The 25606-nt window shown below is 57.3% G+C and carries 22 protein-coding genes; 12 read left to right on the forward strand and 10 right to left on the reverse strand.

Features of this window, described 5'->3' with window-relative positions; all coding sequences use genetic code 11:
• Positions 1-64: 64 nt before the first annotated feature.
• The gene (locus OLZ32_RS08150) at positions 65-637 is read right to left on the reverse strand and encodes a hypothetical protein (RefSeq protein WP_264420520.1); all 573 of its coding nucleotides are present in this window, start codon (positions 635-637) and stop codon (positions 65-67) included.
• A gap of 10 nt (positions 638-647) precedes the next feature.
• The gene (locus tag OLZ32_RS08155) at positions 648-869 is read right to left on the reverse strand and encodes a hypothetical protein (protein WP_264420522.1); all 222 of its coding nucleotides are present in this window, start codon (positions 867-869) and stop codon (positions 648-650) included.
• 649 nt (positions 870-1518) lie between these two features.
• Here OLZ32_RS08155 and OLZ32_RS08160 point away from each other — a divergent pair.
• The 10 genes from OLZ32_RS08160 (at position 1519) to OLZ32_RS08205 (ending at position 16392) form a co-directional block, all read left to right on the forward strand.
• On the forward strand, positions 1519-2109 hold the full coding sequence (locus OLZ32_RS08160; protein WP_264420524.1) for a type II toxin-antitoxin system VapC family toxin: 591 nt from the start codon (positions 1519-1521) through the stop codon (positions 2107-2109).
• Between the two features lie 325 nt (positions 2110-2434).
• Positions 2435-3394 carry a hypothetical protein gene (locus OLZ32_RS08165; protein ID WP_264420526.1) on the forward strand — a complete coding sequence of 320 codons (960 nt, stop codon included), beginning with the start codon at positions 2435-2437 and terminating at the stop codon, positions 3392-3394.
• 160 nt (positions 3395-3554) lie between these two features.
• On the forward strand, positions 3555-4925 hold the full coding sequence (locus OLZ32_RS08170) for a DUF882 domain-containing protein (RefSeq protein ID WP_264397529.1): 1371 nt from the start codon (positions 3555-3557) through the stop codon (positions 4923-4925).
• A 787-nt stretch (positions 4926-5712) separates the two neighbouring features.
• Positions 5713-6669 carry an NAD-dependent epimerase/dehydratase family protein gene (locus OLZ32_RS08175; protein ID WP_003542074.1) on the forward strand — a complete coding sequence of 319 codons (957 nt, stop codon included), beginning with the start codon at positions 5713-5715 and terminating at the stop codon, positions 6667-6669.
• 31 nt (positions 6670-6700) lie between these two features.
• On the forward strand, positions 6701-7921 hold the full coding sequence (locus tag OLZ32_RS08180) for a glycosyltransferase family 2 protein (protein ID WP_264397528.1): 1221 nt from the start codon (positions 6701-6703) through the stop codon (positions 7919-7921).
• Positions 7915-10917 carry a trifunctional glycosyltransferase/class I SAM-dependent methyltransferase/polysaccharide deacetylase gene (locus tag OLZ32_RS08185; RefSeq protein WP_264397527.1) on the forward strand — a complete coding sequence of 1001 codons (3003 nt, stop codon included), beginning with the start codon at positions 7915-7917 and terminating at the stop codon, positions 10915-10917. Before OLZ32_RS08180 ends, OLZ32_RS08185 begins: the two co-directional genes overlap by 7 nt.
• A gap of 7 nt (positions 10918-10924) precedes the next feature.
• Positions 10925-12001 (forward strand): glycosyltransferase family 2 protein, encoded by a 1077-nt coding sequence (locus tag OLZ32_RS08190; protein WP_017989160.1) that lies wholly within the window; start codon positions 10925-10927, stop codon positions 11999-12001.
• Entirely contained in the window at positions 11994-13748 is a 1755-nt protein-coding gene (locus OLZ32_RS08195) for an ABC transporter ATP-binding protein (protein WP_264397526.1), read from the forward strand. The genes OLZ32_RS08190 and OLZ32_RS08195 overlap by 8 nt, the downstream gene beginning before the upstream one ends.
• On the forward strand, positions 13745-14869 hold the full coding sequence (locus tag OLZ32_RS08200; RefSeq protein ID WP_264397525.1) for a glycosyltransferase family 2 protein: 1125 nt from the start codon (positions 13745-13747) through the stop codon (positions 14867-14869). Before OLZ32_RS08195 ends, OLZ32_RS08200 begins: the two co-directional genes overlap by 4 nt.
• Before the next feature lie 1316 nt (positions 14870-16185).
• Entirely contained in the window at positions 16186-16392 is a 207-nt protein-coding gene (locus OLZ32_RS08205; protein ID WP_003542083.1) for a hypothetical protein, read from the forward strand.
• Positions 16393-16797: 405 nt separating this feature from the next.
• Here the strand turns inward: OLZ32_RS08205 and OLZ32_RS08210 are convergent, their stop codons facing one another.
• From OLZ32_RS08210 to OLZ32_RS08240, 7 genes are all read right to left on the reverse strand, one after another.
• Positions 16798-17046, reverse strand: coding sequence for a hypothetical protein (locus OLZ32_RS08210; protein ID WP_003542090.1), 249 nt, complete (start codon positions 17044-17046; stop codon positions 16798-16800).
• A gap of 102 nt (positions 17047-17148) precedes the next feature.
• Positions 17149-17856, reverse strand: a complete 708-nt coding sequence (locus OLZ32_RS08215) for a TfuA-like protein (protein ID WP_003542092.1) — start codon at positions 17854-17856, stop codon at positions 17149-17151.
• Complete coding sequence (locus OLZ32_RS08220) at positions 17853-19061, reverse strand: YcaO-like family protein (protein ID WP_264397524.1); 1209 nt, start codon at positions 19059-19061, stop codon at positions 17853-17855. The genes OLZ32_RS08215 and OLZ32_RS08220 overlap by 4 nt, the downstream gene beginning before the upstream one ends.
• A 42-nt stretch (positions 19062-19103) precedes the next feature.
• The gene (locus tag OLZ32_RS08225) at positions 19104-19316 is read right to left on the reverse strand and encodes a hypothetical protein (protein WP_003542097.1); all 213 of its coding nucleotides are present in this window, start codon (positions 19314-19316) and stop codon (positions 19104-19106) included.
• 20 nt (positions 19317-19336) lie between these two features.
• Positions 19337-21184 carry a peptide antibiotic resistance protein gene (locus OLZ32_RS08230; protein WP_264397523.1) on the reverse strand — a complete coding sequence of 616 codons (1848 nt, stop codon included), beginning with the start codon at positions 21182-21184 and terminating at the stop codon, positions 19337-19339.
• A 9-nt stretch (positions 21185-21193) separates the two neighbouring features.
• Positions 21194-21619 (reverse strand): helix-turn-helix domain-containing protein, encoded by a 426-nt coding sequence (locus OLZ32_RS08235; RefSeq protein WP_003542102.1) that lies wholly within the window; start codon positions 21617-21619, stop codon positions 21194-21196.
• A 172-nt stretch (positions 21620-21791) separates the two neighbouring features.
• A complete protein-coding gene (locus OLZ32_RS08240) occupies positions 21792-22484 on the reverse strand; it encodes a class I SAM-dependent methyltransferase (RefSeq protein WP_264397522.1) in 693 nt (230 codons plus the stop codon).
• A 525-nt stretch (positions 22485-23009) separates the two neighbouring features.
• On the opposite strand from OLZ32_RS08240, the gene OLZ32_RS08245 reads away from it, so the two are divergent.
• Positions 23010-23900, forward strand: coding sequence for a DUF6030 family protein (locus OLZ32_RS08245; protein ID WP_264397521.1), 891 nt, complete (start codon positions 23010-23012; stop codon positions 23898-23900).
• A 30-nt stretch (positions 23901-23930) separates the two neighbouring features.
• Here the strand turns inward: OLZ32_RS08245 and OLZ32_RS08250 are convergent, their stop codons facing one another.
• Complete coding sequence (locus tag OLZ32_RS08250; RefSeq protein WP_017989165.1) at positions 23931-24371, reverse strand: hypothetical protein; 441 nt, start codon at positions 24369-24371, stop codon at positions 23931-23933.
• Between the two features lie 137 nt (positions 24372-24508).
• Between OLZ32_RS08250 and OLZ32_RS08255 the strand changes: the two genes are divergently transcribed.
• Positions 24509-25582, forward strand: coding sequence for an endo-1,4-beta-xylanase (locus OLZ32_RS08255; RefSeq protein ID WP_264397559.1), 1074 nt, complete (start codon positions 24509-24511; stop codon positions 25580-25582).
• Positions 25583-25606 lie beyond the last annotated feature (24 nt).

The following is a 25606-nucleotide window of genomic DNA, read 5'->3' on the forward strand; positions in this document are numbered from 1 at the left end:
AACAAAATATGAACAAAATTCAGGAAGTCAACAGGAATTTCGACTCGCGCGCATTTGTCCGGACCTAGTCCTCCAGCATCCTCGTCGAGTACAGCTCTGCCACCGCGTCGAACACCTTCTCCCTCAAAAGCCGCGCCTCTCCCTCCAACGCCTGGATCTTGAACTGGTATATCCGTTCGAACTCCAGCAGCATGACAACCGTGAGCAGGAAGTTGGCGAAGCCCTCATCGCCGAGGACGTCCGCTTCAACGCGCGCCGGCGAAAACTGTTTGAAGAGCTTGACCTTCAGCTCGTCCGTGACGTTGAAGTCGAGGCGATGTGCAAACTGGTTCCGGGCTGTGTTGATCGCCCTGAGGGTCGCGGCCAGATCCGCATCGACGAGCCGGTGAGCCTGGCACAGTGCGAGCTTGTCCGAGAACGTCTTGTGCCCGCCCTTGAGGTAGATGTCGATGTCGACGATCCGGTCGCGCAGCGTCTCCATCAGGATGTGATCGAGATAGATGTGCGCGGCGACCAGCTTCGCCCAGTCCTCGCCCGCAAACAGCCGATCGGTCAACGCCACGACGTCGAACGAGATGCGCGCGAAATCGTCGGCGGTGAACCGCTCAGGCAGCCTTGCATATTGAGGGGTCGACAAGGCGCCGGGCCTAGCTCGGGTCCGGCAACGAACCGGCACCACGCTCGAGGACGGGGAGCCACCCGCGGGTGAGCCCATGGCTCAGGCATCTGCTTGCGATCGTCAACTGCGCGCGCAAGTGCTCGCAGTCCCGCAGCAGCGTCTCGATGGTCGCGCGGGCGTCGCCCCCATGCCATTTGAGTGCTGCGTCGATCTCGCTTGAGGAACCCGTTTTCATCTCGAGTGCTGGCATTTCGTCCGTCCTGGTTCGGCGCTAGGCGCCCGGTCTTTCGGACATTTGCATTCACCGGACGCACGATTTGCAACATCGCGTCCGTATTGCAGGTCGACTGCAATACGACGACGATAGACGCCACGGCGAGTCGCATCAACTCGTCAGACGGATCGGTTTCGAAACCCTCCCCGAGGCGCCGGCGTGACGGAGCCGTCATGTCAAAGCTCAACGAGAACAAGCGCTGGGACGTCATAGATTGCCCAGTTACAGGCCGGCTACGCACGGTTCGATCTGGGCGGAACAGCTTACTAACGTGAGATCCGGCGTTCGAAAAATTCTCACGGATGTGAAAATATGGTGAACGAATCCTTGATGTCAGGCGCCCAAAACTAGCCCTTTGGGCGCAACTTCAGCAATACCTTAGCGACGTCGACCTTCTTGCGGCCAGGCACTACCTGGAGCACATAGACGCCGGTGTCGTCATGGATCTCTTGCGGGCCGGTTGCTCTAGCACATTCGAGAACGCGCACAAAATTCCCCGCCGCCTCTTCCGCCGTCCAAGTCGAGTCCGAATCCATTGTCAGTATGGCCCATCCAGCTAGTAACTCTTTATAAGCGAACTGACGCCACCGTACCTCTGTTCTCTCACGCAGGAAAGTGGCGGTATGTGGCGAAACTTCTGATAGACACCAACATCATCTCGATGGCCTACCTGCCTAATGCACCCGAATGGTTGTGGAAATGGCTGGAGTCCTTGCCCGTCGGGTTTCTCGCCGTTCCCTGGACGTCCTTGTACGAAACGGAATACGGCATCAGAACAGCCCAGCGCTACAACCCCGCCAAGGCGCTCGAGCTGCTTGCTTGGTTCGACAAGTTCGTAGCCGACTGCGACCCCTACCCTCAGATGAACAGCGAGGCCTCCCGGCTGCTCGGTCGCATGGCCGCAACTCCGGCACTGCAGCACTTCTTCCTGACAACAGAAAGACATAACAAAAACGGCCAGAGCCTGAAGCCGCTTCGAATTCAGCTCGGAGGCGACGTCATCTTGGCTGCACTGTCGATTGCACATCAGGTTCCGGTGGCGACCTTTAACACGCGAGACTTCGTCTACATCGACAGGTTCTTCCCTCTTCCTGGAGTATACGATCCGGAGCTCGACTGCTGGCCGGTTCCACCCTCCGCGGAATGGTGTGACCGGGAACACGCGAACGATGATGTCCAGATCGTCTCGCTTCAACGCAGCCGCCCTCGACAATAAAATTACCGGACGCCTGAAAGTCGAACCACGCTTCCTGCCGCGAACAGGGGACCCCAGTCTGACAGTTATAGTCCCCGCCGATGAATCCTCACCTTAAGAAGTGTATTCGCTGCCCGCGACGTCGCGCGGACGAGGAGATACGTGGGCATATCTAGGATCTGAGCTGGTGTTCCGTCGTGGCAGGGCATCCCGCGACATGCATCCCGCCGTACCCTCCAATGTATCTCAGGGGCATGGGTCAAATCCTTTACCGGAAAGAAAAACTTATGATGCTACGGCTCCGAAGTCCTTTTGACACTCGCAAGCAAACTATCGGAGACGCGACGTGACCAACGGTGAAAATGCTGCCAAGCGGCCGTTCGTGTTCAAAGCCGGTGCAAAGGCGAAAGCTGATCTCAACAGCGCCCGCCGATGGCGCTCAAAATACCTTGTCGAAGCAGCGCGCATCATCGCTGACATGACGAAGGACAATCCCGATGCCACTGCCGTCGATCTGTTCCGGTGGTTGAGGACGACTGCCAGCTTCAGTTACAACGACGCGAACCTCCTCGTCCGCGCCCATCAGCACATCCTGGCGAATGGCGAACTTATCATAAGGTCGAATCTTTCTCCTGACCTCCTGCACGTCTTGGCTCGAAGCGACGAAATGACATGGGCCGAATTCTTCGCGCGTCTTGAACACGGTGAGGAGGTCGATCCAGCAGTACCGTTCGATCTTGCAATGGAAACTGTCGGATCCTTGGCGACGTTCCCGCAAATGGCCCACCTTTCGCTCTTGCAGCGGCTCGAAGCGGACCGGCCCTGGATCTGGCGATCCCTCCGTCATAAGGCCCGTCAACTGCTTCCACTCTTCAACGAAATCAACAGCCTTTACGTCGAATATCGCCCGATGTGGGAAGATGAAGAAGAGATTCTCGAGGAGGTCAGCGAAGATCCGCGCTACGCCGACATCAGACGAGAGATAGCCATGAAGGCTCTCGAAGTCCGAACACTCTTCGAGGTTCTTTTTGGTAGCGATCATATTGATCGCGCGGACGTCCTCGACCGTTCGCTTGAGAATGATTTCGATGCCTCCGTCGCAATGGCCTGGCACGCACTCAACGATCTTGTCGACGGATTCTTCTTTGTTCGGGACTTCTCGCTAGATGGAAGCACCGACTTGAGGTTGTTTCGCGAATGCATGATGTTCTTGTCAGGCTCCTCCTATCGGGTCGTTCGGCTGCGGCCGCAATTGGTCACCAGTACGTCACGCTCGTGGAAGCGGATTTGTGCTTGGCTCCGATGAATGGGCGCAGGGGCGCAATCCGCCTCGGGTGGTGGCCCGCATCCTCAACTCACCGACCTCACGCATCCCCTCGTTAGGAATTTATTGACCATAAGCTGGCTTTACTAAGTGTGATGGATGCGGAGATCCCGCACGCCGTCGAGTGTTTGGTGTAGGACGGATGTTCGTGTTGAAGTATCCAGTGCAAGGATTATCAGGCGCAGCCTTGGGCGGAATTGCCACGCTCCTGTCGCGTGCGGAACGGTTTGTCGCCAAGACCATTCTGCCGGCTCTGTTTGCGCTGCCGGCGCTTATCGGTTCTGCATCATTTGCCTCGGCGGAAGATCGCGCCCTGAAGCTGTTCTTTACCCATACGGGCGAGAGAGCGACGATTACCTACAAGCGGGACGGAAAGTTCGATCCGAAGGGCCTCGCCCAGATCAATCGGTTTCTGCGCGACTGGCGAAGGAACGAGCCGACCCGGATGGATCCCCGGCTGCTCGACCTAGTCTGGGAGGTATACAAGCGCAGCGGCGGCAAGGACTACATCCACATCGTCTCCGCCTATCGTTCGCCCACCACCAACAACATGCTCCGCAACCGCTCGCGCAGCACGGGCGTCGCCAAGAAGAGCCAGCACATGCTGGGCAAGGCGATGGATTTTTATGTTCCCGGCGTGAAGCTTTCGACGCTGCGTGCGCTGGCAATGCAGATGCAGGTCGGCGGTGTCGGATATTATCCGACCTCGGGATCGCCCTTCGTGCATCTCGACGTCGGCAACGTCAGGGCCTGGCCCCGCATGTCCCGGCAGGAACTCGCTCGAATATTCCCGAATGGGCAGACGATGCATCTGCCGGCCGATGGCCGGCCGCTGCCGGGATACAATCAGGCGGTTGCGAACCACAGGAAGCGCGGCAGCTCTACCTCGATTCAGATCGCCAGCACCGCTGGCGAAGACGAAGACGTGAGCACGTCGACCAGGTCGGGCGGCGATACCACGGACAATAAACTGGTGACGGCGCTTCTGCCTACGCCCCGAAGCCGAGCATTGAATGCGCTCGCGCTGCAGACCGACGCCGCCTCCCGCGATGACAAACGGTCCGCCCCGGATCTTTCGTCTTTGCCGATTCCGATACCGGCGATGCGGCCGCCCGCCCTCGAGCGCGACGCTGATATGAATGACAAAATAGAGACTGCGTCGATCGGCCCAATTGATGTCCTTCCGGATAGGCCGGCGCCGGCGTTGCCGGCCTACGCCCGCTTCGAACCCCGCCTTGTTGCACACCAGACCTCCAAGCGGGGCACGAACATGATCGCCTCCCTGCCCATGACCGCTTCCTGGGAAGAAGCAAGATTCTTTGGATCGACGTCCGAAGCGGCGCTGATGAAATGGGCGCTGCATTCTCCTGGCGAGATGATGGAATTGAGTGCGCCTCGCGTTTCCCCGCGCACGGTTCATCGTCAGGTGAATGTCGCCACGTCAGGTGAGGATATCATTCCGGTCGCCGTCCAGTTCGATGCCAACCGGCTTGCGTCGTCGCCGGAGGGCTGACCTCGATCATCAAGGCTTGATGCGCAGCATGTAGCCGATCAGACGCGCCAGAACGGCCATGGTGAGAACCGGGCTGGCCGCCCCGAGAAACCAGGCGCCGTCGCCCAGTGCCAGAAGCCTGTACGGCCGACCGGCATTTTTAGCACCTCCTAAACAATTGCCACACCTTACGGGCAGTGCTCGCGCATCGGCCCGAAAATCGGAATCTATCCTCGGTAAAAATGAGGTAGATCCAATGTGTTAAAGCGTTATCCAGGCGCTTGAAAAGACGCGCAGGCGCCATAGTTTGGATTTTCGAACGGAGACGATCGTTTCCGCGCTCGGGAAATTCAGACCAAAGTCCGACCTGCCCCCGGACTTCGTGCCCATACTAAACTCTCAATCGCTGTAATAACAATAATATATCGTTAAGTAACGAGGCGCACTGATGTGAGAAGCGTATCAATTTCTGGCAGGGCCGGCTTCATTGGATCGCATGTGACCAACTTCTACTTAGGAAGCATGTTCAAAAACCGGTTGTTGCTGACAATATTTGCACCGAACCTTTCGAAAATTCAGCACACATCCAGCCCCCGTTTGCCGCCGAGCGACATGCTTTTGGACGAGTACTCCAGTCCGGCGCTGCTCGTTATCGAGCGTGGCATCGGCAGTAACACCTTAAAGTAGGTGCATTTAACGATTAACATTAATAAGCGAGTATTTCTTAGAATTCTTCTAAGTAATTGTCACGCTTTACAGGCGGTGCTAATAAACGGGCACCTTATCTCAAGTCACGAGGCGCAATGCAATGAAAAGCGTATTGATTTCTGGCGGGGCTGGTTTCATCGGATCCCACTTGTGTGACCGACTTTTGATGAGGACGGACATTCAAAAGCTGGTCGTTGTCGACAACCTCTGGACCGGGCTTTTCGAAAATATCGCGCACATCAGGGACCCCCGTTTCCACTTCGTGAAGTCGGACGTCGAGACGCTGCAGACCTCGGAGAAATTCGATGAAGTCTACCATCTCGCATCCCCCGCATCGCCGCCGTGGTACATGAAGGAGCCGAAGAGGACGATTTCCGCGAACCTTCTCGGTGCGTTCCGGCTTCTCGATGTGCTGAAGAAGGGCGGGCGTTTCTGTTTTACCTCTTCCTCCGAAGTCTATGGAGACCCTTTGGTCTCGCCGCAGCCGGAATCCTATAAGGGCCAAGTGGACTGTACCGGACCGCGTGCGTCCTACGACGAAAGCAAACGATGCACGGAGTCGCTGCTGTTCGAGATGCAGCGCACCCAGGGGCTCGACGTCAAGATCGTTCGTCCCTTCAACATCTATGGCCCGCGGACACGGTCCGACGATGGTCGCGCGGTCTCCAACTTCATCACCCAGGCGCTCTCGGGCCGCCCGATTACCGTATTCGGCGACGGCCTTCAGTCTCGCAGCTGGGGCTATGTCGATGATGTTGTCGACGGTTTCGCGCGGTATTTCTGGATGAATCAAACCGACTATAAGGGGCCTCTGAATGTCGGCAACGATCGCGAGATTTCGGTTCTCGAGGTCGCGCAATATGTCTCCAAACTCGTTGGCGGCGTGCCGATCGTCTTCGAGCCGTCACCGCCGCAGGACCCGACGAACAGACGGCCGGACTTGACCAATGCGCACTATGTCATGCCCGAATGGTCGTGCAAGATCACCTACGAACAGGGCGTGGCGATGACGCTCGATTGGTTCAAGGACCAAATGAAGGCGCACGCTGCAGAATAAACCATAATGACTTTCGAGGCTCGCGTCCTGGGTGCAGTTGGCGTATGTTCACGGTGCGATTGAGAGAGTGATGATGCGAGAACCAGTTCCGTCCGATCTGAAGGATATGAGTTTTCCCGTACCGATTCACTATCTCGATCTCGCCTCCTCTCGCCTCGATGCCGTTTCGCCCCCGATCTCCGATGGGCTCGTGGTCTTTCTGTCGGATGGTCTTCCCGTCGGACAAGCCTATATCGAAAGGCCAGAGACGGCGGCGGCACTCGCCGAGCGTGTCGTGCGACCTGAGACGCTCGAGCATGCGCGTCAAGTGACGCAAACCCCTGTGCGAAACTGTGACGTCAGCATTCTGATTTGCACCAAAGACCGGCCAGAGGAGCTACGCCGTTGCCTGGCCTCGATCCCCAAACAGTCGCTCGGCCCCGTCGAGATCATCGTGGTGGATAATGCCTCTGCAGGCGAGGCAACGCGTCGCGTGGTAGAGGAATCGGGCGCAACCTATGTCCGCGAAGATCGGGTCGGGCTGGATTATGCGCGCAATGCGGCGGTTCGTGCGGCAAGAACCGAATTCGTCGCGTTTACCGACGATGACGTCGTCCTCCACGAGCGGTGGCTGGAGAACCTGATGAAGGGGTTCGATCTGCCTGAGATCGCCTGCGTAACCGGCTTGGTCCTTCCTGGAGAACTCGCAACGCCAGCACAGTTTATCTTCGAAAAGCATTGGAGTTTCGGCAGGGGTTATCTGCGGCAGGATTTCAATCAGGACTTCTATCGTTTGCACAGGCGCTACGGCGCTCCGGTCTGGACGATCGGAGCCGGCGCAAGTCAGGCCTTCCGTCGCAAGGTTTTCGACGAGATCGGCCTGTTCGATGTCCGCCTGGATATGGGCGCCGCCGGATGCTCGGGCGATTCCGAATACTGGAACCGACTCCTCCATCATGGCCATGTCTGCCGCTACGAGCCGACAGCCGTATCCTGGCACTTTCATCGCAAGGATATGAAAGGGCTCGCCAAACAGATCTACCAGTATATGAGCGGCCATATCGCGGCGCTGCTCGTCCAGTATCAGAATACCGGAAACGGCGGCAACCTCAGGCGCATCCTCATCTCCTTTCCGAAATATTATGCCGGACGGCTCCGCAAACGCCTGCGCAAAGGCGCGACGTCGCACGATTTCTTCCTGAAGCAGGAGATGCTCGGAAGCGTAAACGGCGCTCTATACGTTCTGCGGCGATGGAAGAGGCCCGCATGGTGATCGCTGCCGCGCCTGATATTTCATTCCTCATCCCTGCCTATAATGCAGACGACACGCTTGCCGAATGTCTTGCCAGCCTGCAGCAGCAGACACGATCGAACTGGCAGGCCGTCGTGGTCGATGACGGTTCGACCGACCGCACCTGGGAGGTGCTTGAGGGCATCGCAAGAACGGATAGCCGCATTCGCCTCGCCCGCCAACCGAATGCGGGTGCCGCCGCGGCGCGAAACCACGCCGCGAGACTGGCATCCGCACCCCTGCTCTGCATGCTGGATGCCGACGACTGGCTGGATCCGACCTTCATCGAAAGCATGCAGCCGGTGGCAGAGGATGCATCTCCAGCAGTTATCGCCTATTGCGATTATCGTCGCGTTGCTCCGGGCGGCCGGCTGCTGCGGGTAGAACAGGCTCCCATCCTGACGGGAGACGCCGCCAAGCGCGAATTCTCCTCCTTCTGCGCCCTTGCCATCCATACGGTCGTCTTTCCCAAAAGCCTTTTCGAGCTTTTGGGAGGCATGAATGAAAGCTTGCAGACCGGCGAGGAATGGGATCTCTGGCTCCGCATGGCCTTTGCAGGCGCCGAATTTCGCCATGTGGACAAGTGCCTCGCATTCTATCGCATGAAGGCCGGTTCGCTGTCCGGCGATCCGGTCAAACTGGTGCGCGACGCCGTTCGCGTGACGACGGAGGCGCAGGCACTGCAGATGCAGCAGGGCTTGTCGGCCGGGGGGCCGGAGACAGGTTGGATCACGCCCCCCGTCAGCCAGCTGCGTATGCTCGCCTGGGTCATCGCGGCCAAGTGCGATCCGACTTTGGATGTCGCAGCCCTCGCCGCACTGCTGCCGGAGATGCCGGACGCCGCGGGCTACGAGAACCTCCTTGCCGGTGTAATCCTGCATGGCCTGCAGACAGGGCTCTTTATCGATCGGGCCGACGATCTCATCGATGTGAGCGATAAATGGCAGCCGACGTTCCTTTTGCTCATCCAGCTGATTCAGAAACATTCCTTCCCCGGCACTGGGCGCAAGATCATTGACGCCGTTTGTTGGCACATATCCGCCGCAAACCCTTCGCGGTCATTCTCGCTTGGCAATGTCCAAGTGGTCAGTGTCGCGCTCGAAACGCTTTCACGAATCCCCAAGGCCGAGCCAGCCGATACACTCATCATGCACGCCATGTCCGGCGGACAGCATGTCGGGTCCTTTGTCGGGCCATTCTGGGGCGATCTTTCGATCCGGGCGCAGATCAGGCTGGTCATGCATGAGATGCAGGCAGACGAGCATCTGCAAACGCCCCACGCACTCGCCTATGCCAGCTCCTGGACAAGGGAGGCATTGCGCGGCTACAGGACATTCGGCGGACTGATCATTAAAAGCGGCCGGCGGCGAGGGCGTCTCGAAAGGCTTTTGGTGCGCGTCGGACGCAATGCCCTCCTTGCCACAGCGCCCGGCGACAAACAGGACAACGACGCCCGGCTTTCCGAAATCTTGCGGGATTTCGAACATCGACTGGCACCGCGGTTTCGAAACTCTGCCGAGCCACGGTCGGAGAAAAGAAAACAGACTGCTCCCACTCAGTCGGAAGAGGAATACTGGGAGCATATGTTCGAACGCCCGGATCCGTGGAATTACATTTCGGTCTACGAGCAAGTCAAATATGCGCAGACGTTGAGCCTGATCCCGGAAGGGATCGAAAAGGCCCTCGAACTCGCCTGCGCCGAAGGAATCTTTACCGAGAAGCTGGCGCCAAAGGTCGGTCGGCTGACGGCCACCGATATTTCCCAGCGGGCGATCGACAGGGCGATCAAGCGGTGCCGCGACCATGGTAACGTCGAGCTTCGCGTTCTCGATTTCGTCAAAAGCGATGTTCCGCCCGAGCAGGATCTCGTTATCTGTTCCGAAGTCCTCTACTATATGAAGGATGAGGAGATGCTTGCGGCCGTCTGCCGGAAGATGGCCGCAGCAGTGAAGCCAGACGGCTACCTGATCACTGCCCACGCGCATATCCGCCAGGACGAACCCGACCGAACCGGTTTCGATTGGGGCCATCCTTTCGGCGCCGAGACGATCAAACGGGTTTTTGCCGCGCAGGCCGGCCTCGCCCTGGAAGAGACGATCGACACGGAGCTTTACGCCATCCACCGATTCAGGAAAGGTGCGGTGGCCGATCCCGCCCTGCGGATCGAAGCGCATGGAGCCCCATTGGATACGGATGTGGCAAAGCACATTATCTGCGGACCGGCGGGCATCGGGCGCGAGGCGGCATGGAAGACGGAGGTGACCACCTCGGTTCCCATTCTGATGTATCACAGGATCGCAGAGGACGGCCCCGCCGCACTCCGGCGCTTCCGCACGCCGCCGGAGATTTTCCGCAAGCAGATGCAGTTCCTGAGGCGACAGGGCTATTACAGCGTGACCGCGCAGAACCTGGCAAATCTTCTGCGCAGCGGCAAGCCGATACAGGGCCGGCCTGTGATGCTGAGTTTCGACGACGCCTATCTGGATTTCCAGTCGAACGCCTACCCGATCCTTGCCGAGAATGATTTCAGCGCCGACGTGTTCGTGGTGACCGATAAAGTCGGCGGTCGGTCAGATTGGGATTCCGCCCATGGAGAACCTGCACCGCTGATGTCATGGTCACATATTCAGGAATTGCACCAAAAGGGCATCAGCTTCGGCTCCCACCTCGCATCCCACACACCAGCCAGTGCGATGGAGAACCAAGCCCTACTGGCCGAAGCCATGTTATCGCGCGATGCGCTGCAGAGCCGGCTGGGCGCCCCGGTGGAATCGATCGCACTTCCTTATGGCGGGACAGACTTCAGGGTCCCGGGCATTCTGGCGCTTGCCGGCTATAGCATCGGCTTCACGACACGGCCGGCGAAGGCTACCTTCTCCGATAATTTCTTCGCTCTGCCGCGCTTCGAGGTGCGCGGGGATCGCCCGCTTGGGGCCTTCCCTGGACTCGTCGGCCTGCCGGGAGCCTTTATCGGATGACAAAGCCATGACTGCCGCAGCATCCCCCTTGGTCACCATCGTCATACCGGCTTACAATGCCGAGAAGACGCTTGTCGAAACACTGCGAAGCGTCTCTGCCCAGTCCTACGACAAGCTCGAAATCCTGGTGGTCGATGACGGATCGCGGGACGGCACCTTCGATCTTGCGTGCGACTATGGCCTGACCGATCGCCGTGTCCGTGTTCTCCGCCAGGACAATGGTGGGGTTGCGCGGGCGCGCAACCACGGAGTCAGGGAGGCGCGCGGCCTCTATATAGCCCCTGTCGATGCCGATGACGTGTGGCATCCCAGCAAGATCGAACTCCAGCTTGAGGCGGTGCTGAAATTTCCCCACGGAAACGGGGCTGCCTACAATTGGTATGCGGCGATCGACGAAAACGGCATCATTTTCGGCCATTCGCGCCCGGTCCTGCATCAAGGAAACATCTTCGAACCGCTGTTGCGGGAAAATTTCATCGGCAATGGCAGCACGCCCTTAATGCCGCGGGCGGAGATACTTCGCTGCGGCGGCTATGACGCCGGCCTGCGCGACAACGGCGCCGAGGGGTGTGAGGATCTGAAACTTTATCTGGCGCTCGCCGAAACGCTGCCCTTCGCGCTGGTACCCGATTTTCTGACCGGCTATCGTTTTACCAGGGGCAACATGTCCAGCAATGCCTATCGGATGCTGAAGTCCCACGCCTTGGTGATGGCGCCGATCATCGCCCGCTATCCACATTTTGAGCGTGATATTCGCACGGCCGAATTCAACACCGCCTCCTGGTATTTCAAAAAGGCGTTTCTCGACGACGACTATGCGCAGCTCAAAAAGCTGGCGCCGATGATGGTGAGCAAATACCCCTTACGCCTGATCATCCATGGGGTGCGGCAGGGATGGCGGCAGGTAAAACGCCACGGCATGCGGATAGCGAGGCGCGCCTTGGGCAAGCCTCCGGCCCGACCCAAAACCCGCTTCGCCGCGGTCATCCCGCAAGCCGGAACAGCTTTCCGCGATCGATACGCCGGCATGCCGGCCAGGGAACCGCCCAGCCCCATCGCTCAGCGGGTAGCCGACAATGAATAGGTTTCGAAAACCTGCATCCGCCAAGCCGGCCACCGCCTACAACCTGATCGTGGCAGCTCGGTTCCGCGAGCTTCGGCAACTCGTGCCGGCGCTTCGGCTCAAGATGACGGTGATGATCGTCCTCGGAATTCTCACCGGCCTTTCGGAAATGATCGGGATAACCCTTCTGGTCAGCCTGGTCTTTCTTCTCGGGCAGCAAGGCCCGGTTTCCGGCTCCGCCATTGCATGGCTTCCGGCGTTTTTCGGCAACATCGACCTCAGCCTTTCCAAGCCTGTCCTGATCGGCATTCTCATCGGCTCCATCCTCCTGCGGATTTTTCTGGGATGCGCCAACTCGCTCATCTCGAGCACGATCAATCATCGGATTAGCGACAGGATGCGGGATCGCCTCTACGCTAAGGTCCTGGCCATTCCTTTCCAGCGATTTCAGGACTATGAGCGTAGCGACCTGATCAACGTCATCGCCACGGAATCCTATGCGGTCTCCTCGGCGCATGCGAGCCTGGTACGGTTGGGGGTCAATTTCGGCACGATCGTGATCTTCGGCGTCGGCATGGTGGTGATGGCCTGGCCGATCGCTTTGCTCGGGCTCGTCTTCGGCGTCCTCCATAATTTCGCATTAGGCTTCTTTGCCGGCGCCTACCGGCGCGTGGGAGCCTCGGCGGTGGCGGCAGTGGAAGCATTGACGCAACTGAGCTGGACAACGTTGCAAACTGCCAAGGCCGTCAAAAGCTTCGGCCTCGAGAAGCGCCACCAGCAACTCTTCGCGGCGCTTTCCAGGGAGGTCGGCCAGACTTGGCGCCGGTCGGACTGGATGGGCGCGACGACCTCGCTTGTCAGCGAAATCCTGACCTTCGGGGTCATCCTGACGATCATTCTATCCTCGGAATTCCTGCCGGTGGATTTCAAGGCGGCCCTCTCGGCCACGATCCTTCTTTACAGGCTGCAGCCGCATATCAAAGGATTCGATTCCCAGATTCTCAGCCTTTACGAGATGGAAGCATCGCTGCAGAACGTCCTGGCGCTGCTTGCGGAGAAGGATGACATCAAACTGACCTCGCAAGGAGAACCGGTCACCCGCCTGGCGGAGGCGATTGTCTTCCACAACGTCTCGTTCGCCTATGAGCGGTCGAACGCACCTGCGGTTCACGAGCTCAGCTTCTCGATCAGAGCAGGCGAAACGACGGCCCTGACGGGGCCGAGCGGCTCCGGCAAAACCACCATCCTCAACATGATACTCGATCTCAACCCGCCGACCCGGGGCCTGATCACGGTCGACGGCAGGGATCTGACAACCATCGACCGTTCCAGTTGGCTGGAACTGCTCTCCGTGTCGGGTCAGGACGTTGAACTGATGGAGGGCACGGTCCTCGACAACATCCGGTTTCGTCGCGATATCTCGGAGCAGGATATCCGCTGGGCGGCCGATGTGGCCTGCGCAACGGAGTTCATCTACGATCTGCCGAATGGCTTCGATGAATGGCTGGGCGACGAGGCGATCCGGCTTTCGGGCGGACAAAGGCAGCGCATAGGCCTGGCGCGCGCACTCGCAGGCCGGCCTCAGATCCTGCTGTTGGACGAAGCGACGAGCGCGCTCGACGAAGAGACCGAGATGCGGGTGTTTTCGGCGATGAAAGAAGACGCCGGCAGAACGCTCATCGTCGTTAGCCATCGACCCGCTGTGGCCAGGCTGATGAAGAATCGGATCGATCTCCGCCCTCCCGCTCCCACGTCGAAGCTCGGGTGACGGAGATGGATATGTCAACGATGTCCGGGATTCGGGTGGCCGTCGTGATCCCCGCCTATAACGCCAGAAACTACCTTGCCCAGACGCTCCAGTCCGTCATCGACCAGACCCACAGGGCGCTGGAGATCATCATCGTCGATGACGGCTCGACGGACGACACAGCCTCGATCTGCCGCCAATTTGCCGCGAGAGATCCAAGGATCCGGATTGTCTCGACCGAAAACCGTGGCGTCGCCGCGGCCCGCAACACCGGGATTGAAGCATCGAAATCCGACTATATCGCCTTCCTCGATGCCGACGACCTATGGCATCGGACCTATATCGAAAGAATGCTTTCGGCTCTCCATCCCCTGCCGAATACCTGGGGCGCGGTCTATGCCCTTCACCGCCTTATCGATCCCGAGGGATATTGCACGAGATCCGGTTCGTCACTGAATGCCAGGGACACCATTTTCACCCGTCATCTCGTATTCCGCTTCGTCGGCAATGGCAGCGGCTTCATGGTTCGCCGCGCTGTCATTGAGAAGATCGGTGGCTACGATTCAAGTTACGCCAGGCAGGGTATCGGAGGATGCGAGGATTTCGACTTCGAACTTCGTACAGCCGAGCATTTCAAGATCGAGACGGTGCCGTTGGGTCTAGTGGGATATCGTATTCACTCAGCAGCCATGTCTTCCGACAGGTCGCAAATGGCGCTATCGCTTCTGGCTGTGACCGAGCAATGTATCGCCCGCAATCCACAGCTTCCGACTTTTGTCGCCAATTGCGCCCGCGCCTCGGCGCATCTTTATGCATTTTCAAAATTTGCCGCTTTGAAAGATTGGCGCCGCGCCGCGACCTCGCTCAAGCACATTTATCATCATAGCCCAATGCTTGCTTCCGACGTCCTATACAAATTGATCCTTTCAAAAGCCGACAGAGCCGCACGCAGGACATTGTCCAAAGTCTGGCCGGTCAGGGAACAAAAGAGAAAGAATTTCAGGAAATTCGAAGAGATAGATCCGCTTGTCCCATTGGTTGGCGGTTGGTCACGCTTCAGGACGAAGGCATTGTTCAGGCGCTTGTCGGAGATCGATCGCTCCGGCGAATGCTCTGCAGCGACCTCGTCGCAAGAGGCTTGATGCCTGCCGGCTACATATCTGTTGGTGGCGCCAGCGCTGACGGCAGTTTTTCGCTCGGCTGCTCAAAAATCTAAAGGTTTAACAATCCATCACTTCAATCAGCGTGGCGATTACCCCGCTACTTCTATTACAAAATTTGATATTTAAGCAGAATAGCAATTAGTAAAAAAGAGAACGAGTTATGAAAAAAGCAATCAACCCAATAATGATCTATGACAATACCGAGTTTTACTGTAATCATGCTTACGCACGTGCAAGCATTCCTACCGGAGGACCCGTCACCCACCCCGGCGGGTCCTCGACTTTGCTTTTTTTGGCTGGTTGCCAAATGCGACAGCCGTTATCGCAGCATCGGCATAAATAGATTCTACCTCGGATGGCGATACTATGCTGTTGAGTTCGGCTTGATCAGAAAATCTCCCATCATCGGCAAGTGAAGAGCAAAATTCGGGTTCTCTTCTGTCATTATTTCGACCGTCGCCTCAATTCATCTCGGGGACGCTTTCGGATCCGCAATGAAATTGCGGAGACAGAAAGATCGTCATCAATTCGAGATTATTATCAGATAGAACTCCATAAGTATCGACGACGCAGTGAAGAAGAATAAAATCAATTATCACTATCCTATTAAAATTTAGTCGTCTTATAATTGATTTTTAAATACAACCATTGTCTGAAATTAATAATTTTACCTTTTGATAAATTTTTACTTGCTGCACTTAATTATCGATCTCAAATTATTGTGCATACATTTTCAAAAGCATCGGCAGTACCTTTGACGCAGGAACAGAAGATCTACGGAAAGCTACCTCCCACGCCGAGTTCTCAACGACCCAGCAAATGCCTGCATCATTGGTGATGATTGTCACAGCCGATGGCCCCCAACAATCCTGAGACGGTGGCAAGGAGAAAAGTTGCCGGCGCCAAACAAGACTGCTGGATTAAAGCGTAAAATATTGATAAAAAAGGATATTTCTTAATTTACTGTGACCTGCGTCGACCCAATTCGGCCGATAGCATTCGGCCTGTCTTTTCAAAAGTCGGCATATGAGCCTAGGCTCGCCAATTGAAATACCGACACAAAACTCAACGACCTAAGACATTCCTGTCCTCTTTGACGAGCCTCCCGATACGACACAAGCGATTACTCGGGGCGCAGTTGACCTGTCCTGATTCAACACGCGGAGGCCAGTGAGATGGCTGACCTGTGTCGAAATGGTCGCACCTCGCAATCGAATTAACCCTTCATAAAGCATTTGCTTGCTCAACTTATAATTTGTGTCATGGTCACTGTAAGTAGTGAGGGAGCCGACCTGATGAGTGATATAGCATCGCAGATTCCGGAATTTGGTTACGATGAGCGCGTGATGATCTGCCGGAAGCAGATCGAGAAGGCGGTCTATCAGTTCATTGCAAATACGAAGGTCGAGGGATGCGATCCGGCGGAAGTAGCAATGGCCATCGCAGACATTGCCGACGATTACATTCTGTTGCTGGCCCAGAAGCGCAACCTGACCCATTGAGATGAAGGGTCGGCCGTTGATAGGCTGGTTCGTGCAGAAGACATTGAGTGCGAAATCGCGCCGCCTCCCTGCCCGGAGGCAACGTCAGCGAAGCTGCTTACCCCTCGCTTGAAACCATCCGTGAGACGGATTTCGAACAGCTTCTGAATAAAGCGCCAGCGGCCGGAAACGAGCCGGGCTTCCCTAGCTAACCACAATTGACCCGAAGCGCCGAAGCAGCCCACACCGGGCGTCCGTTTCAGCGCGTTATCTCACCGCGATTGAAACAAAAGGCTCGGTTCGATTGACGACTGCTCGGCTGCGCGCAACCACACGCATAACCCCGAAAATCGAAGCTGATTTTCGGGGTTATCGCGGGTTTGAAGTGATGGAGCGTTCTCGGCGCGCCCTATCGGACGCGCCGTACTAATGACTTCTCACACTCACCTGCGGAACCGGGGAGCTCAATTCGGCCAGTTCCCTGGTCAAGCCCTCCCCAACCTCCTGCTTCACTGCCTCGAGCGCAAGGTCGAGGCAATTCGTCGCGAACGGCAGTTTGACATCCTGAGCGACCTGTCGCGCATAGGCGATCATCCGCGCCAACGCGACGAGTTCTTCCAGACCGTCTTCCGCCCCTTGGTCTGCATCTATCTTGACAACCGATGTCACGCCCATGCCCATTTCTCCAATGAATTGAAGAAATGATACGCGTGCGGAGGTGATCCAGCCCGTGAAAAAAGCGTGACACAACCCTCGGTGACTATTGCCGGCTTCGGTTCACAATGCTGGGCGCGTGGGGAATGAGGTGTCGTGCAGTTTCCAGGGCAGATCGGCAGTCGAGCGAATGTCGTGGACGTCCTGCACGGCTTTCAATAATTCCAAGGCATCGATGCGTTTTTGATCGACGGCGTTCGACAGAAGTGCCGCCAGCAGTCGCTGGCGATCCGGTTCTACCAGCCCTGAACATTGCTCGACGACCGCCCGCCACGTTCGCTTCTTGAAGAAGATCGCGCTTGCGGCTTCTTCGAGCCGTTGGCGCAACCGATTTTCCAGCAGCCCGCGATCCTCCATCGCATCGAGCGTTGCGCTGACATTGACGAGCGGTACCGTCAGCGGCTTGCTGCCCAGCGCGCTCGGCGCGTGCGTGAGCGCGACGGCGGCATCGTCGATCAGCCGGCCGGTGCGATAGTCTTCGAAAATGCGGCCGATCCCGGTCATGCCGAAAGGATGGCATTCGGCAGCGCGCAACGCGCCCATGCTTGCCGCCCCGAGAACCGCGACACCCAGCGACAGAGCATGGAGAATTTCCTTGTGCCAGACCGGTGCGGCATATTCGAAGCCGCCGTCGATAAGGCCGATAACATTGGCACCCTGCTCCACCGCTGCCAGGACATCACCTTGCGTGGCAGGCGGCAAGACGCGTATCCCCTCGCCGGCAAGCGACGCCGCATCGGGAAGGCTGGGACCTGCGAAAATGAGCTTCAAAACCCTATTGCCCTGGCAAGCGCCCTCGTTCCAAACCGCCGGGCGCGCTCCCCCTCCGGATTTTCGAGCTCGGGAATGACGATCTTGACAACACTGAACGGAAGCGTGTCCTCGCTGAGGCGCACGGCGATCACCGAAACGATCTGTCTGTTTCTGAGTGCGTCGAGCACATGCGGCAGCAACTGCGCCAGATCCTGTTGCCGATGTTTTACCACCCCGTCACTGCCCATAGTGTCAGCGGGCGGTGCGGCAACCGCATCGAAGGCCTGTCGCAGCAGCGGCGGCAGGCGTCGTGAGAAAGTTACGGGAGAAATATCGTCCCTGGCTCCGCTGATATAGGTCAGACGGGATTGCACGGCTTCCGTCACCGCCCGCATTGCCGCGCGGACGGGAGACGGATGAGCCCCGGTACCGCCGGTCACTTCGACGAGGCGAATGTCCCCAAGCCTAATACCCCCGGCGCCGTGAAGATCCCGAGAGCCCAGAAGGAGGTCCCCAGGACCCAGCATGGCGGTGAAACAGGGGATCCCGATGTCGCTGGTGATATCGAAGAGCCTGAGCGCCAATCCCGAGGTTTCGATCTTGTCGATCAACCCGTCCAGGGCGCCGTCCTCAAAGCCGCGGGGATCGGTGCAGCCGGCATAACGATCCGCTTCCGCGCCCACTTGCCACAACACATGGGCGTCACGCTCGATACGCTCCAGGACGCCGTGAAAGATCGCCTCCTCGACATTGTTTCCCGAGGCCAGGCCATCCGACGACATCCAGTATCGCGCGTCACGTGTGCGGTCGAGCACCACCGCTTCAAAGGGGATATAGACCTCCTCGCCGGTGAGAATATTGACGCCGGCGACCCATTCCGTCTCCTCGTCCGGTCCGAGATCGGGTTTATGAAGAGCGGTCAGGCAGTTCAGCGCGTCGGTCTTGTGCCCCATTGCCTGCAGACGGGAAGAGGTGCCGCGGACGAGATCGACGGTGGGTTCGCCGGCGACCGCCCGTTCGAGGGCTTCCATGACGGTGGATACTTTGGCATCAAGATCGGTCAGGCCCTTTCCCTGGGCAATCACGATCGAGCGGGAATTCGGGGCGTATGCGCACCAGACGGGGATTCCGATATCGTCCAATCCGGTATGTCGCGCAACCCTGGTGATGCCGAACCCGGCCAAAAGAGGTTCGACGCGGGAAAGGGTTTCCCGCGGCGACATGATCCTGTCGGAATATATGGATCGGTGCGTCAGAATGCCGGCTCAGCCATCGACGTGACCGGAAAGGGCAACCTGCGCCGAGGAAACCGCGACGGCGAGGTCGACGCCCTTCACGAATGTGCCGCCAGCCTTGCGCAGGCCGTTTGCAGTCGCCAATTCCCCCGTCGGATTGAGAGGCTTGACCGTACCCGCGTCGAGATCGGCAAGCCAGAGACCCGCCTCACCAGCTATACCTATAATGACAGCTTTCGCCATGTAATGCCCCTCGGCTATTGTTAAAAACCGGCCTTCAGCAGACCCTCGCGATAAAGCTCTTTTTGCCAATCTTCCTTGAAGGGAACGATGGCGAGCCACTTCTCGACGTCGAAGACCGGGTTGATGCTTTCGGCCCGTTGCCGATGGAATAGCGCCCGTTTTCGATCGCCGATCATTGCGCAACTGGCCGCGGCGATGCGATGGGCCGGCGCTTTGTCTTTCATCGCCTCAACATAGGCGATGGCCTCCTCGTACTGTTCCAGGAAGAAGCTCGCTCCCGCAGCGCACCAGAGGTAGGCGTCAGGCGCGATCGGATTGAGCGAAATCGCTCTTCTGATCTTGGCGAGCGCGTCGCCGGGGCGGGATGCATGCACGAGCGTGTCGGCATGGCTGTAGATGACATCGGCAAAATGCGGGCTGAGTTGTTCGGCCAGATCAAGTGCGGCGACACTGGCATCGACATCGCCGAGATAGAGTTTGGTGACGCCAAGCTCGCGATGGCCCGCCGCCGATGCCGGATCCCGCTCGATGGCCCGAAGCGCGTTCTGCTCCGCCAGATGCAGCAGCTCATTGTTTCCCTGCGCCGTCACGAGCCACTCGCTGGTGAAGGTCCTCGCCAGCCCGGTAAATGACGGAGAGAAATCCGCCTTGTGCGAAAGCGACTGCTTGAAAGCTTTTCGTGCCCGGCGGATATGCGGCAATGTCAATTTGCTCATCAGGCTCGAGCCGACCAGATAGGCGTGATAGGCCTCAGGATTGGCTTCGAAGCGTAAGCGCTCTTCCTCGTTTTCAGCCAGCTCGCGGGCCACCGACATGGTCAACTGCTGCGCAATCAGCCGTCTCTGACGCGGCAATATATCGGGCGTCATCGTAAAGCGATTGGCCCAGATGATCTCGTCCGTGGGAAAATAAACCAGCTGCGCGAACAATCCCTCTTCGGAAAGTCGTGTATCCAGAAGATAGGCGATCGAGTGACGGGCGACCACGGCAGCCTTCTCGGAGTCACGGCGGATCTGGCCGGCTGTATGGGGCGCTACGATGGAAATGTTTCTGAGCGCGCAGAGTTCGATCGTGACGTCTTCGATCAGGGCGTTGGCAAGCGCAAGCCCGGCATCGGCATGTTTCGATGTCGGGGGAAGCAGCACCAGCCGAGGTAGGATCAGCGGCGCCTGCGATACGAGTTCGATGTCGGCAGTTGTCTCACCGCCGGCCTCGGAACGCTTCACCTGCACCCTGGCATGGCCGTCGCCGTTCGGCAATCTCTCGCTGAGGGACGAACCGCGGGATAGCCGGTGCAGCAAGGCTCTGACCTGCTCGTCATTCGGATCCCGTTCGAGGATCTGCAGGGCGGCGCCGGAAATGGAGCGCGCAGCGCCGGGCTTTTGCGCGTCCGGCAACGCATCCAGCAATGCCTGCCGCAATTGCAGCGCCTGAGCGTCCCGTTGCGTCCTGATCCAGGCCTCTATCAGCTTTGTCGCTGGTTTGATATTTCCGATGAACCCACGCTGGGTCAGTTCGGCGATCGCGTTCAGCCGCTCCAGCGGCGGACCGCCGGCGCGAAAAATATCCAGATCGCTGGAAACCGCCTGCGTGTTGAGACGAACCGTGGTGGCGGTGAAATCGAAGGGAATTTCGGCGCGTCCGCCGTCTGCCTCGCGGATGCGGGAAAGCAGTTTGCGCAGATTGAGCCGCGCCAGCTCGGATTCGACGTCATTCCATAGAAACTGAGCCAATTCATAACGGCTGAGTTCATGGCCCGCGCCGGTATAGAGATGGGCCATCATCAACAGGCCCTTGATCGGATAGCGAACCGGGTCGCCATTCGTCTCGATTAACCGCAGATCACCGAATGTCTGCAGATGGAGCACGATCCGTCCTCAGCTGTTCACAACCGAATCCTGCAACTCACTGTCGCTGTCAGGCAATCCCGCGACTGCCAGGCTTTTGGCCAACGCCACCAGCTTTTGCCTGATATTCGGGTCCTCGATGGCGATGAATGCCTTGTTGAGCGCCAGCCCCTCCTTCGAGGACAAAAAGCTGTTCAATTCATTGGTCGCGCCGTCGATCGGCCCAGCGCCGCCGTTCTCGAAGAAAAAGCCGACGGGCACGCGAAGAATCTCGGATATGCGCTGAAGGCGGCTGGCGCCTATTCTATTCGTTCCTTTTTCGTATTTCTGGATCTGCTGGAAGGTAATGCCCAGAAGTTCGGCCAAGCCGTTCTGGGTCATCCCGAGCGTCTTTCGCCGAACGCGCACGCGGTTGCCAACATAGACGTCAATCGAATTCGGCGATTTAGCCTTCATGTGAATAAGTCTCCCGCTTTATCAGCACGCCCGGCCGTATAATGGAGAGTTTAAGCAAGAATGCAACTAAAAGTAAATATTTCGTAAGGATTTTTTTCAGCAGCGCGCACAGTAAAAAACAACCTGTGGATTATCGCATCGGCATCATTTGGCGCGGGTGCACCCGCGCTCTCTATCGCACAGTTCGCAGCCGACGAATGCTATCCGAAATCACTGCCGCTCCAACAGCCTCTCTGAGAGGTTTTTGCGCAACGGCGATCATCGACTTGGCGAAAACGGGAATTCTTCCGACATACTCAAAACGAACATTGTCGAAGCCGGCATCCAGCAGCAGCGTGCTCAGCGTGTTTTTCGACCAGAACTTGATATGCCCATGCTCCTTCAACGGCATGAAATGGTCGTCCATTTTCCCAATCGCGGCTAGGGCAAGGTTCTTCAGATAACCGTGATAGGGTGTCGAGAGGACGGCGATACCGCCCGGCTTGACGAGATCGTACATCGTCGAGGTGAAAGCCTTCGGATCGTAGACATGTTCGACGACCTCCAGACTGATGACGGCATTGAAGGTGCCATATTCCCTGTAAAGGTCGTCATAGGCCGAGCCGACATTCAACGGTAGTTCGGGATAGTTGACATTGGCCTTGGCGATGCCATCGCTGGAAGGATCGACGCCGACGACATAATATCCTCTTCCTACAAGAGCCGCTGCCGCCCCGCCCGTACCGCATCCCAAATCAAAGACGTCGTTCTCGAAAGAACCGTCGAAATGGCTCTCCAGCACGTCGAGCACTGCGGGCAAGATATAGCCGTGCGCGGTTGTCGGTTTGGCGTGAATATAGGTCGTTGCGTCTAGCTCGACGGACATGTCCATCCCTCTCGGCGATAGCGCGGCAACCCTATCGAAGAATACGTCGAAAATTTGATGAAATCCGCCCAATTGCAAGAATAACTAAATTATAATCTATGGTTTTACGATAAAAATAAAACTTTTACGTGAAAATTAGCTGACATTCAAGTGTATACAAATATAACTAGATATTATTCGGAATAATTACTGGAGGTATCCTAGAAAAATTGATCGACGTCATAATCATAACAAAAAACAACCTTTGTAGATCAGCAGAAATCGGATGTAAAAATGGTCAATTCATAGGCCAAATGTCGAGATCATCGGCTGCTTGCCACTGCGATGTCCGCAGTTAGATTAGAGGTTCCCGATTGAAATGGCGATACAACACCTCCGCCGAAATCTGTAGCGCCCTTTCCTGATGACGAGGCACAAAGGTGCCCAATTGCCGACAAGAAGCCAAAGATATTTAACGGATAAATGTATACTGCTGGATTTAGACAGCCCGATCGAAACCCTTCTCGCGCGCCGGAGAAGACAAGCTTGCCCGATAATTCGTCGTCCGCATATGCGAAACAGCCGGTGGGGAAACCGCGGGTTCCCGTGGTCTTCTGGTTGCTGCTGACGATTTCCCTCTCGCTGGTCATGGGAACGGTGCTGCTTTCCAACAACATGAAACACCTAAAGACGGTTAGCCATTATTTTGGCTTCGATCTCTCTCCCCAGGAGGTCAGACCGCCTCCCCCCAAAGCCCTTCCCCGCCCCACAGCACCGACCACCTTCACGCTTCCATTGCATATAATCGAACCGCCGATGGTACAGACCGCGTCGACCTTCCTGCGGACATGGCGGATATCCGGCGCCGCAATGTGTGCGGCGCTGCGCAATGCCGGCATCGAAACCAGCGATTGGGCGGCGGCGAGTTTCAACGCCGATACATTTGAATGCTTTTTCGAGCAGAGCGGCAAGCGGGAGAAGGATCAGCTCCCGAGTTCCATCTTCGTCATCGTTCGCGGCGACGCCGCCGGCACGATCAACAATATGCGCGTGAAAATCATCAATCCCGAGACCGATGAAAATGGCCAGCTCGATCCCGGCATTCTGCGAATTTTCGAAATCATGCTGCGGCAACCGCAATGGCTCGACTTTCACGAGACCCTCAACGCGATCAAGAATCTGAAGGACATCAAGGAAGACGGCTTCGGAGCCAGCATCGGCTTCACCCGCGAGGTACTCAATCCCGGGAATTACAACTTCACGCTCTCGCTGGATGCGACTTCAGGACCGCAGAAAAGTACCAGAAATTATTTTTCCGGCAGAAGATGGCTGCCGTTGCCGGACCCCGCAGTCGAGATCGACAGCGCGCAACCGGAATCAGTCTCCAAGCCTTCCCATACCGAAGCGCCGGCGGAAAGTCAGGAACATCGGCATTAGGTCTTCGGCTTCATGCCACGCACGGACTGATCACGCCATGTGACTTGCATCGTCGTGATGTCTGGCCATTATCTTGTAGAGTTCTTTCAAACTGTCCGCACTCGGCCGTTCGGAGCTATCCCCACCCGCCAGACGCCAGACACGCTCGACATTGAGGTCCTGCGTGACTTGCGCAAGGTCTTCGTTCAGCGAGCGAATGACGATCTCCGATCGGCGCAACCGCCACGACATTCTTACCAGCGCTGCGAACGGGAGGAAGATGATGCCGATAATGCCGAGAACAAGGACTGCGAACTGCCAGTCATCGAGAAGAGAAAGACCGTTTCGAACGGTCGCCATAAAAAAAACGGCATTTTGAAATGCCATCTGAAAATAGCTCATCAGATAGCTGGACCAATCTTCCATCACGAGCGCCCTCCCCGAGCGGCTTATATCTTGGAATATGCTGAAAAGTCTAGCAGACACCAACAATATCCCCTGCCGGGAAAGTATATTGAGGTTGTATTACTCTGCTAAATTGAACGCGAATCTCGTGATGGATCGGTGCCGACGAGTCCGGCCTTTCAAACTCCACCGCGGACATGAAAAAGCTAACAGTGAGAGATAGAATGAATAGAAGACGTTTCCTCGCCTCGGTTCCGCTCGCTCTGTTGTATGTCCGTACGGGCCAAGCCCTGGCACAGGTGCCTGCCGATGCAGGGCTGCGCGTTCTTGCCGACAGGAAGTCGTTCCGATTCGGATCGGCAATCGACCTGCAAAACATCAACGATGCCATTGCTTCCGAGATCTACATCGACAACGTCAATTCAATAACGCCGCGAAACGAACTGAAGTGGAGCGCAACGGAAAAGAGACCGGGTGTTTTCAGCTTCGGCAGCGCCGACCGCATGGTTGCATTTGCACGCAAAAACAACATGAGGGTTTATGGCCATACGCTGATCTGGTATCGCGTCCCGGGCTGGGTGTCTGATATCACCGACGCAAAGACCATTCAGGCGACCATGAACCGTCACATAAAACAGGTTGTCACTCGCTATAAGAACTCGATCGATGCTTGGGATGTGGTAAACGAACCGTTGGAGTATGATGCACCGGATCTGCGGGATTGTGTTTTCCGACGCCTTCTTGGCGACGATTATATCCGTATGAGTTTCGACATGGCGCACCAGGCCAATCCCGGCGCGACGCTGGTGCTCAACGAAACGCATCTGGAGAAAAAATCCGACGTGTTCGAACAGAAGCGCGCGCGTATCCTGAAAATCGTCGAGGATCTCGTCGCCAAAAAAACGCCGATCAATGCGGTGGGTCTACAGGCGCATTTCCGCCCCGGCCTCGACCGGATCGATCCGGAAGGAATGGGGCGCTTCTGCGCGGCGCTGAAGGACATGGGTGTCGGCGTTTTCATCACCGAACTGGATGCGTCCTGCCACTTCCTGAACCGCGACAAAGCCTTCACGCCGGCATCCTACGCCGATATTTTCGGTGACGTGATTACCGTTGCCGCCGAACATGGTGACTTGAAAGGCGTGACGGTATGGGGCATGTCGGAAAAATACGGCGAGCGCGATGAGAAAGCGACCGATCCCGCTGCGGCTTGCACGAAGCGCGTTAATCTTTACGACGAAAACAATACGCCAAGAAGTGCGGTTGACGGTATCCGGCGGGCAATAGAGGCGATGTAATGCGCAAGACAACGGAGACGCAAA

The organism is Rhizobium acaciae (assembly GCF_025941625.1).
GTDB lineage: Bacteria > Pseudomonadota > Alphaproteobacteria > Rhizobiales > Rhizobiaceae > Rhizobium > Rhizobium acaciae.